The organism is Phyllobacterium sp., assembly GCF_037994425.1.
Taxonomy (GTDB): domain Bacteria; phylum Pseudomonadota; class Alphaproteobacteria; order Rhizobiales; family Rhizobiaceae; genus Phyllobacterium.
The window spans coordinates 1-2,185 of sequence record NZ_JBBNAM010000270.1; the positions used below are offsets into that span (position 1 = coordinate 1).

Sequence of the window (2,185 nt, forward strand, 5' to 3'; positions counted from 1 at the left end):
GATGAGGGCGTTGCGAAAGAAGGAAGTCGTCATGGTGCAAATCTTTCAGGAAACCGCAGCGCTGAAACCGGATTGTTTCTGCGTTGCATTGCTCTCAGGATGGTTTCGGACGAGCGCACAGGCTTGGGAGGAAGCACACATATCCATTGAATTGATGTGTCAACAATTTTGGACACAAGTGTCAAATTAGACACCGTTGTCTAAATCGTCAAGACGCATTATCTTTCGCTCATGAAAATTCGTGAAGCTGCCCTCAAATCGGCGGGCCCAAGTCAGCGTGGCAACTGCGCCAAACGCCTTTCCATCCTCGATGCCGCCGCAAATGTATTTTGCCGCGAGGGGTTTTCCGGAGCGAGCATCGATGAAATTGCCGTCGAGGCCTGCGTATCGCGCCAGACGATCTATAATCACTACCGCGAAAAGGAGACGCTGTTCACCGCTGTCGTCGATGACGTCATGGACCGCGCCAACGCTACGCTCTTTTCGATCCTCGCGACCTTCCCCGAAAATAGCGATAATCTTGAGGACGACCTGACTGCCTTTGCCAACCGGCTGACCAAAAATTGCCTGTGCAACCAGGATGGGCGTTTCCTGCGCAGGCTGGTCCAAACGGAAGGCGAGCGTTATCCGCACCTGTTCGAGGCGTGGCGCCAGCATGGCCCTGGCAAGATCACCACCGCCCTCGCCGCCCTGTTCGCACGCCTGAGCCACAAGGGCGTCCTTGAAATAGACGATTTCGACGTCGCCGCCCGTCAGTTTCTTGCCCTCGTCAACGCCGACCTGCAAATGATAACCTTGTTCGGCGATACACCAACGCAAGAGCAGTTGGAGAGCGCCTCGCGCAACGCGGTGCGCACGTTCATGCGCGCCTACGCCCACCGGAAGGACGATTCGACCCGGTCGGGAGTTCCACTTGTGGTTGCCGGCTGATCCATATTTCGGCCTGCGAAACGGTTCTTGTTCGCCGCAATCGCCGATCCGTATGGCACATCACGTTAAATTTAAGCGGAGTGCTGACAAGCGGTCGCAATTCCTTTAGCCATGCGCCATAATGGTCGAAATTCGGTGATCCCTCCGCTTGACAGGCAGGGGTGCCTCCATGGGATAAGAATGCATGCCACAAGATATGATCCGCTACGATATACTTGCCCAGGAAGCGCTTCGCGGCGTCATTCGCAAAGTGCTGGGCGAAGTCGCCAAGGCGGGTCTTCCCGGCAATCATCATTTCTTTGTCACGTTCCTTACCGGAGCGCCGGGTGTTCGCATATCGACGCGTCTGCACGAGAAGTATCCCGAACAGATGACGATCGTTCTGCAGCATCAGTTCTGGGACCTGCAGGTCACCGATACCCAATTCGAGGTCGGTCTTTCCTTTGGTGACGTTCCGGAACGGCTCGTCGTGCCGTTCTCCGCCATTCGCGGATTCTATGACCCATCGGTCAATTTCGAGCTCGAATTCGACGTCGAAATCGCTGAAACGGTTGGAGACAATGATCAGGGCATCACCAGTATCGCTCCTGCCCAGCCGGAGAAGCCAAAGGTTGCAACCCCAGGCGCCAAACCGAAGCCGCCCGTAAAGGCGGCAAAGAAGCCGGCAAAGGCCAGTGGCGAAGCGACCGAGGAAAACGGCGAGAAATCATCGGCTTCCGTGGTATCGCTGGACTCTTTCCGCAAGAAAAAATAGCTGTGGCCGAAATCGTCAACCTTCGCCTGGTCAAGAAGCGCAAGGCCAAGGACGCCAAGGACAAGCTTGCGGCTGAGAACCGCATTCGATTTGGCCGCACCAAAGTCGAAAAGCAATTCGAAAGCGACGCAAACAGCAAAGCGGCGCGTTTTCTCGAAACCAACCGGCTGGAGAAGCCGGACAGTTACGACACAGCCGAAGTCCCGACGGACAAGAAGTGAGCGCCGTCCGCAAGCGATCCGTTTCCATTCACGGCCATCGCACCAGTTTTTCGCTCGAAGACGCGTTCTACGATCTTCTGCTCGACATTGCCAAAGCCCGAGTTCTGACCTTGGCCGGCCTCATCGCCGAGGTTGACGAAGCACGGGACCGCAATTCCAATCTTTCTTCCGCGTTAAGGCTCTATGTTCTCGATTGGGTGAGAAATGGCAACAACAATCGTTCGTAAATAGCTGGTCTGACTCGAAGAATCGGGCACCGCGCGAGAGCAAGAAAAAAATC

5 protein-coding genes are annotated in these 2,185 nt (G+C 55.6%); all 5 read left to right on the top strand.

The genetic code is table 11. The features are described 5' to 3' along the window. Window positions 1–190: hypothetical protein (locus AAAB35_RS18440; RefSeq protein WP_340669732.1), on the top strand; the 190-nt coding region annotated here is incomplete at its 5' end. Between the two features lie 41 nt (window positions 191–231). Further along, complete coding sequence (locus AAAB35_RS18445) at window positions 232–930, top strand: TetR/AcrR family transcriptional regulator (RefSeq protein WP_340669733.1); 699 nt, start codon at window positions 232–234, stop codon at window positions 928–930. A 184-nt stretch (window positions 931–1,114) separates the two neighbouring features. Further along, window positions 1,115–1,684: an SspB family protein gene (locus AAAB35_RS18450; protein ID WP_340669734.1), complete on the top strand. Its 570-nt coding sequence runs from the start codon at window positions 1,115–1,117 to the stop codon at window positions 1,682–1,684. A 2-nt stretch (window positions 1,685–1,686) separates the two neighbouring features. Next, window positions 1,687–1,905 carry a DUF4169 family protein gene (locus AAAB35_RS18455; protein WP_340669735.1) on the top strand — a complete coding sequence of 73 codons (219 nt, stop codon included), beginning with the start codon at window positions 1,687–1,689 and terminating at the stop codon, window positions 1,903–1,905. Next, on the top strand, window positions 1,902–2,132 hold the full coding sequence (locus tag AAAB35_RS18460; protein ID WP_340669736.1) for a ribbon-helix-helix domain-containing protein: 231 nt from the start codon (window positions 1,902–1,904) through the stop codon (window positions 2,130–2,132). The genes AAAB35_RS18455 and AAAB35_RS18460 overlap by 4 nt, the downstream gene beginning before the upstream one ends. Window positions 2,133–2,185: the final 53 nt, after the last annotated feature.

Bases quoted from the DNA above. Each gene is read 5' to 3' on its own strand.
- AAAB35_RS18445 (WP_340669733.1), top strand. From the start codon at position 232: ATGAAAATTCGTGAAGCTGCCCTCAAATCGGCGGGCCCAAGTCAGCGT.
- AAAB35_RS18450 (WP_340669734.1), top strand. From the start codon at position 1,115: ATGCCACAAGATATGATCCGCTACGATATACTTGCCCAGGAAGCGCTT.